Source organism: Aquabacterium sp. (genome assembly GCF_021768455.1).
Taxonomy (GTDB): domain Bacteria; phylum Pseudomonadota; class Gammaproteobacteria; order Burkholderiales; family Burkholderiaceae_C; genus Aquabacterium.
Map to the genome: position 1 here is coordinate 1 of NZ_JAIZVX010000187.1, position 6,719 is coordinate 6,719.

At 68.1% G+C, this 6,719-nt stretch carries 8 protein-coding genes; 5 read left to right on the forward strand and 3 right to left on the reverse strand.

All coding sequences use genetic code 11. The features are described from left to right. The first annotated feature begins 105 nt into the window (after positions 1–105). The 5 genes from QZ994_RS17835 to QZ994_RS17855 all read left to right on the forward strand — a co-directional run bounded on the left by QZ994_RS17835 (position 106) and on the right by QZ994_RS17855 (position 3,371). Complete coding sequence (locus QZ994_RS17835) at positions 106–687, forward strand: hypothetical protein (RefSeq protein ID WP_290874851.1); 582 nt, start codon at positions 106–108, stop codon at positions 685–687. Positions 688–708: 21 nt separating this feature from the next. Further along, a complete protein-coding gene (locus QZ994_RS17840; RefSeq protein ID WP_290874854.1) occupies positions 709–1,167 on the forward strand; it encodes a PTS fructose transporter subunit IIA in 459 nt (152 codons plus the stop codon). Continuing rightward, positions 1,136–1,405 carry an HPr family phosphocarrier protein gene (locus QZ994_RS17845; protein ID WP_290874857.1) on the forward strand — a complete coding sequence of 90 codons (270 nt, stop codon included), beginning with the start codon at positions 1,136–1,138 and terminating at the stop codon, positions 1,403–1,405. Before QZ994_RS17840 ends, QZ994_RS17845 begins: the two co-directional genes overlap by 32 nt. A gap of 216 nt (positions 1,406–1,621) precedes the next feature. Next, on the forward strand, positions 1,622–2,701 hold the full coding sequence (locus QZ994_RS17850) for a transporter (protein ID WP_290874860.1): 1,080 nt from the start codon (positions 1,622–1,624) through the stop codon (positions 2,699–2,701). Positions 2,702–2,711: 10 nt separating this feature from the next. Continuing rightward, on the forward strand, positions 2,712–3,371 hold the full coding sequence (locus QZ994_RS17855; RefSeq protein ID WP_290874863.1) for a chalcone isomerase family protein: 660 nt from the start codon (positions 2,712–2,714) through the stop codon (positions 3,369–3,371). A 33-nt stretch (positions 3,372–3,404) separates the two neighbouring features. Here QZ994_RS17855 and QZ994_RS17860 read toward each other — a convergent pair whose 3' ends face one another. The 3 genes from QZ994_RS17860 to queC all read right to left on the reverse strand — a co-directional run bounded on the left by QZ994_RS17860 (position 3,405) and on the right by queC (position 6,711). Further along, positions 3,405–5,315: a M48 family metalloprotease gene (locus QZ994_RS17860; protein ID WP_290874866.1), complete on the reverse strand. Its 1,911-nt coding sequence runs from the start codon at positions 5,313–5,315 to the stop codon at positions 3,405–3,407. 41 nt (positions 5,316–5,356) lie between these two features. Continuing rightward, the gene (locus QZ994_RS17865; RefSeq protein ID WP_290874869.1) at positions 5,357–5,950 is read right to left on the reverse strand and encodes a LemA family protein; all 594 of its coding nucleotides are present in this window, start codon (positions 5,948–5,950) and stop codon (positions 5,357–5,359) included. Between the two features lie 68 nt (positions 5,951–6,018). Continuing rightward, a complete protein-coding gene (queC, locus tag QZ994_RS17870; protein WP_290874872.1) occupies positions 6,019–6,711 on the reverse strand; it encodes a 7-cyano-7-deazaguanine synthase QueC in 693 nt (230 codons plus the stop codon). Positions 6,712–6,719: the final 8 nt, after the last annotated feature.

The following is a 6,719-nucleotide window of genomic DNA, read 5'->3' on the forward strand; positions in this document are numbered from 1 at the left end:
CCGGCTTGTCCATCCCACGCTTGGGTGACGATCACTGACGTATGCTGGCGCATGGTTGAAGTGCTTTGCCCATTCTTTCGTCATGCAAAAAAGGCGACCCTTTTCATGGGGGCTCTGACGGGTCTGTCGTGGGGGCTGGCGGGCTGTTCACCGTCCATGGACTGGCGCGACATGACCTTGGCCGATGCCCACGGCCTGGTCTGGCGCCTGCCTTGCAAGCCGGACGAACAGGTCCGCACGGTGCAGCTGAAAGGCCTGGCGGCGCCGGTCGCGATGCACGTGCGTTCCTGCCAGCTGGGCGAATCGACCTGGGCCCTGTCCTACCTGACGGTGCCCGGGCCGGCCGACGTGGTGCCGGCCCTCACCGGCATGCAAGCGGCCTTGCGCAGCAACCTTGACGCGGCCGCGGCACTGGCGCCCGATCCCCAGGCTGTGTCTGCCACCGACCTGGGGCCTGCCGAGGTGCCCCGCATGACGCCCCAGGCCGGCTCGCGCCGCTGGCTTTACACCTTGCGCCGCCCGGACGGCCTGGGCCGCCCCATGGACATGACGGTGCACACGTGGCATTTTTCCCACGGGCTGCTGGTGGTGCAGGCCACGGCCTGGCAGCCTGCGGTGGACACAGGTGGGCAAAGTGGGGCAGAACTCGCAAGGGTGTTCGGCGCCGGCTTTCATTTTCCCGATTGAGCGACCGATAATCCCACCTGTATGCCCGGACTCTTCATCATCGCCCACGCGCCGTTGGCCACTGCCCTGAAGCAGGCGGCTGCGCATTGTTTTCCCGAGGCCGCGATGCAGTTGCAGGTGCTGGATGTCCTGCCCAACCTGCCGGCCGACGAGGTGGAAGCCCAGGCACGCGTGCTGCTGTCCATCGTGCAGGACGCGGACGAGCGGGGCGAGGCCCTCATCCTCACCGACGTGTTCGGGGCCACGCCCTGCAACACGGTGCAGCGCCTGGCCGATGGCGTGAAGGTCAAGGTCATCACCGGCGCCAACGTGCCCATGCTGTGGCGCGCGCTGAACTACGCCAACGAATCCCTCGACACCCTGATCACCCGTGCCGTGGCCGGTGGCACGCAGGGCGTCATGCAAATTGCCACCAGCCGACCCCACAACCAGGTCAGCCAGCCGACCCATGATCAAGACCACCGTCACCATCAGCAATAAGCTGGGCCTGCACGCACGCGCCTCGGCCAAGCTCACCAAACTGGCCAGCAGCTTTCCCTGCGATGTCTTCATGAGCCGCAACGACCGCCGCGTCAATGCCAAGAGCATCATGGGCGTGATGATGCTGGCCGCGGGTCTGGGCAGTTCGGTGGAGCTCGAATGCGACGGCGCCCGCGAAGACGAGGCCATGCGCGCACTCACCGCCCTGATCAACGACAAGTTCGGCGAAGGCGAGTGAGCCCCCTGGCCGCTTGGTGAATACCCCAGGCGCGCCAGCCCCTCAAGTCAGAGGGCTTTGCGGTCGAAACTGACACGGAGGGTGTTCTCTTGTTGCCTGTGGGCCACATGCTGGCGCCGCGGGCCAGAGGCAGTCGGCACCATGGATGCCCATGCAGGGCACGCGCGTTGCGCGGTCTGCCCCTCATCTCATTCCAAACCGCTTGAAGGAGTCGCGATGTCGCGTCAGTGCAATCGTGTGGCGAACCTGTCTTCCGCCGCTTTCCGTGTTTCGGCGCTCGCGCTGACCCTGGCCGCCTGCCAGGCCGCCCTGGCTGCGGAAAACGGTTTGCAGCGCTACTCGCCCGGTGTGGGGGGCAGCGACATGACCTCGCCCCTGGTGCCGGGCTGGTATGGCCAGGTCGCCACCGTGGCCTACCACGCGAGCAAGCTCAAGGGCAACGACGGCAAGGCCGCAGCTTCGTCGGTCAATGTGAGCGGGTTCCCGGTCACGTACGAAAGCCGCGTCAAGGCCGATGTGGTGGCCGTGCTGCCGCGTCTGACCTACCTGAGCAGCAACCATGTGCTGGGGGGCAACCTGGGCTTCACCGTGATGCTGCCGGTGATCAAGCGCAAGGGTGACTTCTCGGTGGCCAATGTCAATTCGGCGGTGCCGGCGATCACCTCGGCCGCGACCGTGTCGTTGTCGGCCAGGGCCGACGCGATGGACGGCTCCGTGTCCGGCATCGGCGATGTGGAACTCTCCCCCATCGTGCACTGGGAAATCGGTGACCACCAGGCCGTGACCTTTGCGCCCACCCTGGTGCTGCCCACCGGCGACTACAAGGCCGACCGTCGACTGAACCCCGGGTACGGGAACTTCATCACCTTCCGCCCCTCGGTGCAGTACGCCTTCATTGGCGATGGCTGGGACCTGGGCGGCCGCGCGGTGCTGTCCTTCAACACCCGCAACAAGGAGAACGGCTACTACTCCGGCACCATGTTCAACCTCGATTACCAGGCCATGGCCTTCGTGAGCGAGGACGTGCGTCTCGGCTTGCAGGGCTACTGGGTGCGCCAGATCGGGCGTGACACCCAGGACCTGAGCGGCTACCCCGCCGCGCAGCAGGCCGCCCTGGCCGCGACCACCGATCTGTCGACCGGCAACAAGGCCAGTGTCGTGGCGGCAGGCCCGGCCGTGGCCTGGCTGAAGAACGGTGGCGAGTTCATGCTGGAAGGCAAGTTCCTCAAGGAATACAAGGCGCACAACCGCACCGAAGGCCAGGCGTTCTGGCTGACCTTGTCCAAGCCGCTGTGAGGCGATCGCCATGTCTGACGAACTGACCCGTCACCCCGATTGGCAACGTCGCCAATGGCTGGCCGGTGCGGCCGCCCTGTCCCTGATGCCCTGGGCCACGCCCGCGCAGGCCAATGCGGTGGAACTCGAGGGGGTGGAGCTGCCCGAGACGGTGATGGCCCACGGCCAGAAGCTGGTGCTCAATGGCGCGGGGGTGCGCAAGCGTGGCTATTTCAAGGCCGATGTGACCGCGCTCTACCTGCCGGAAAAGCGCACCACGGCCGATGCGATCTACAAGCTCAATGGCGTTCGTCGCATCCAGCTCAACATCCTGCGCGAGTTCACCTCGTCCACGATTTCGCGCATCTTCATCGCCGACTTCAAGCAGGCGGCGACCGAAGAAGAGTTCAAGAAGCTGATCACGGTGGTGGGCCTGATCGGGGCGGCCTACAGCAACGTCAAGCGCGTGGCCAAAGGCGATGTGGTCAACCTCGATTGGGTGCCTGGCACCGGCTGGCTGGCCTCGCACAATGGCAAGCTGTTGCAGGTCGATGGCGCCAACATGAGCGCCATCAACAATGAGCTGGCCTACCAGATCTACCTGCGCATGTACATCGGCGAATCGGCGCCGGAAGAGCTGCGCAACGGCCTGCTGGGCCTGACGCGACTGCCTCGGGCCGGGCAGGGCTGACTGACGTCGGCCCGCGGCGCCGGGCCTGCTGCCTCAGCCCCTGGCGGGGTAGTGCGCGTCGAGCATCGGGGGCAGCGGGGAATCGATCAGCCCGGCGGCCAGTCGCAGGGCATCGGCCGTGCTGTCTGCCAGGATCCCTTGGGGGCTGTGGTTGACCGCTTCTTCCACCCAGGCCTTGAGCAGCATGGGCCGCATCATCCACGACAGCTCCTGCACCTCGGTGAGCGCGACCATGAGCGCGTCGGCATCGGGGGGCACGGCCGTTTGCGCCTGCGCGGGCGGCATGCCGCAGCGTTTGTAGACGCTGGCCAGCCAGGCCCGGCTCGCGGGTGCCAGGGCCTGGCCCTGTTCGCTCAGTGGCACGAAGCGGGCGAGGTAGGCCGAGAGGGCCGCCACCGGGCGGTGGGCGGCCTCGCCGAGTTCGTCTAGGGCCTGGCCCTGACCGGTGAGGGGGCGCATCAGTGGCGGTTTGCCGGCCTGGTCGCTCAGGCGTCGACGCAGGGCCAGCCACCAGAGCCGGTCCATGGGGCTGACGCGGCCATCGGCGCGCATGAGGTCGCGGGCGGCCTCCACCAGGCTGCGGCGTTCTTCGATGCTTTCCTGGGCGATGGACGCGGTGAGGCGCTCGAACTCGGGCACGCGCCGGGCTGCTTGCAGGGCGGCTACGTCGTCCAGGATCTGCCGAGCCAAGGCCACACCTTCGGCCAAGCGGTGCCAGAGTTTGAGCTCACGCGGGTTGGCCGGGTTCATCATCAGCGCCAGCACGGCCAGGCGGCGTTCGGTGGGGCCGCTGAGTCGCTGCAGGCGGGCCAGGGCATCGAGGTCGCCACGCAGGCTGACCAGGGGCACACCGGTGTCCGACATGCCCTGGTGCCCCGCTGGCGCGCCGGTCGGGCTGGCCGCGCCCACCACGGAGGGCTCGCTGGGTGGCGTGGGGGTGTGGCGGGCTTCGCGCGGCTCCTGCCGGATCACGGGGGCCGGGATGGGCGCGAGCACCGCACCGCAGATGCGGCGGATGCGTTCCGACAGACGCGGGTGCGTGGCCAGGCAACTGGCGCGCTGAGGCTGGTGCATCAGCAGCGAGGCGATCATGCTGGCGGCCGGGTGGGTCATGTGACCGGACAGCACCTGCTGGTCGTGCCAGAGCTTGCGCAGCACATTGCCCAGGCCGTCGCGCGAGCGGGTGAACTGGATGGCACTGGCATCGGCCAGGAATTCGCGCTGACGCGAGACGGCGGCCTGCAGGGCGCGCCCTGCCAGCCAGCCCAGCCAGCCCACAGCGGAAAAGACCAGGCCGATCAGCCAGGCCACCGGGCTGATGCGGCCCTGGTCGTTGGGCGACATGAGGTCCTGCCCATAGCCGTGTACCAGCGAGAGACCCCAGACCAGGGCCAGCAGGCGCATGGTCAGGGCCAGGTCGCCTTCCTTGATGTGGCCGAATTCGTGGGCGACCAGCCCCTGCAGCTCGGCGCGCGTCAGGCGTTCCAGGGCGCCGCGGGTGACGCAGAGCACGGTGTCGTCCGGGCCCCAGCCGGCGACGAAGGCGTTGATGGCGTCCTCCCGGTGCAGCACATAGACCTTGGGCACCGGCTGGCCGCTGGCCAGGGCCATCTCGTCGACCACATTGAGCAGGCGGCGCTCGTGGCCGGAGTCGGGGGTGTGCAGTTCGCGGCCGCTGAGCCAGTGGGCAATGCGTGGCCCGCCGCCTTCGCGCAGGCGCTGGGTTTCCACCACGCAGCCGCCCAGCACGAAGAGCAGCACCACGGCGGTGTTGGTCTCGAAGAAGAGCGGCGGGAAGCCCGCACCGAAAGGCGTCATCAGCTTGTAGCCCAGGCCCAGCAGCAGGTTGACGGCCACCACCAGGGCCAGCAGCAGCAGGGCGAACCAGGCGAAGAGTCGGACGGTCTGGGCCTGAGCCCGGGCCTGGTGCTGGCGAAACTGCATGGTCGGTGCTGCGCGGGGTGTCTCGTCGGGCCGCTTCGGGCTCAGAACTTGACGGTCACGGCGGCGCGCTCGGCATCGCTGCTGGTCGACTGCAGCATCTCGGCGGTCTGGAAGCGGAACAGGCCGGCCACCAGGTTGGCGGGGAACTGGTGGGCGGCGTTGTTGTAGTCCAGCGTGGCGTCGTTGAAGAGCTGGCGCGAGAAGGCGACCTTGTTTTCGGTGTGGGTCAGCTCTTCGCGGAGGTCTTGCAGGGTCGCGTCGGCCTTGAGCTCGGGGTAGGCCTCGATCACGGCCTGAAAGCGCCCCATGGCGCCGGCCAGGGTGGCTTCGGCCACGCCCAGGCTCTTGATGGGATCGGCCTGGTTGGGGCGCGACTTGACCAGGTCGGTGGCGGCCATCGCCTGGGCGCGTGCGGCGATCACGCGCTCGAGGGTGTCTCGCTCGTGTTCGAGGTAATTGCGGGCGACCTCAACGAGGTTGGGGATGAGGTCGTGGCGGCGCTTGAGCTGCACGTCGATCTGGGCGAAGGCGTTGCCGATCTCGTTGCGCAGCCGGATCAGGCGGTTGTAGGCGCCCACCGCCCAGAAAACGGCGATGGCCGCGATGGCCAGCAAGGTGATCTGGCTGACAGGCATGTGCGCACTCCCGGACGTGTTTGGATGTGAGGCCTGGACTGTAAAGCAGCCCTGTGTCGCCGCCGGGCTCAGCCAGCGTCGCGCTGCGCCAGCCACTGCGCATGGCCGTTGGCGCGCAGCTCGCAGGCCGGGCACTGGCCGCAGCCGTAGCCCCAGGCATGGCGCTGCTGGCGGTCGCCCAGGTAGCAGGTGTGGGTGTGCTCGGTGATCAGGTCGTTGAGGACCTCGCCGCCCAGCTGTTCGCTCAGGGCCCAGGTCTGGGCCTTGGTCAGCCACATCAGCGGCGTCTCGATGGTCATGGGCGAGTCCAGGCCCAGGCTGATGGCGACCTGCAGGGCCTTGAGCGTGTTGTCTCGGCAATCGGGGTAGCCGGAGAAATCGGTCTCGCACATGCCGCCGATCAGCACCGAGGCGCTGCGGCGGTAGGCCAGGGCGGCCGCGAAGTTCAGGAACAGCAGGTTGCGGCCGGGCACAAAGGTGTTGGGCAGGCCGTTGGCCTGCATCTCGATGGCGCGGGTGCTGGTCATGGCCGTGTCGGACAGCTGGCCGAGCAGGCGCAGGTCGAGCAGGTGGTCGCTGCCCAGGCGGGCGCCCCACTGCGGGAAGCGACGGCCGATTTCGGAGCGCACGCGGGTGCGGCAGTACAGCTCGACGCGGTGGCGCTGGCCGTAGTCGAAGCCCACGGTCTCGACATGGCGGTAGCGCGACAGGGCCCAGGCCAGGCAGGCGGTGGAGTCCTGGCCGCCGGAGAACACCACCAGGGCGGTGC